We start from the raw sequence: 400 nt of genomic DNA, 5'->3' as shown, positions 1-400 counted from the left end.
TAATAGCAGTTATAACGACTATTTTTAAATAGCTAAAATATAAACGACTAAAAATTGTGCGAAGCTCACTTATAACTACTATTATGTAACATAGCTTGGGTGATGCTGTAGCAAGCGGAACAAAACAAAAAACAGAGGATTTTGAGGCACGAAAAAACTGGGTTTTGTTTTGTGTGGATTTATCGTTTATTAACTTCTTTTCTTTTTTTTATTGGGATGCATTTGTGTTGCAAAAAAGTCGGTTACATATACTTTTTGTTCAGACACCTCAATGAAGTAAACAATTTTAATTGTATTTCGTTTTGTGATAGGATAAATTAATGACCTAAATGTTTTGTTATAATGTGCTAAGTCTTCTTCTAAAGTTCCTCTATATGGATTAACCTCTAAAGACATTGCA

The 400-nt window shown here is 30.2% G+C and carries 1 protein-coding gene; it reads right to left on the bottom strand.

Annotated elements, in window-relative coordinates:
• Nucleotides 1-189: 189 nt before the first annotated feature.
• On the bottom strand, nt 190-400 hold a 211-nt coding region (locus Q0997_RS20345), incomplete at its 5' end, for a hypothetical protein (protein ID WP_299892569.1).

Source organism: uncultured Lacinutrix sp. (assembly GCF_947500325.1).
In the GTDB taxonomy this organism is placed as follows: Bacteria; Bacteroidota; Bacteroidia; order Flavobacteriales; family Flavobacteriaceae; genus Lacinutrix.
The sequence above is the reverse complement of the archived record's forward strand: the minus strand, read 5'-3'. Positions and strand labels throughout refer to the sequence as shown.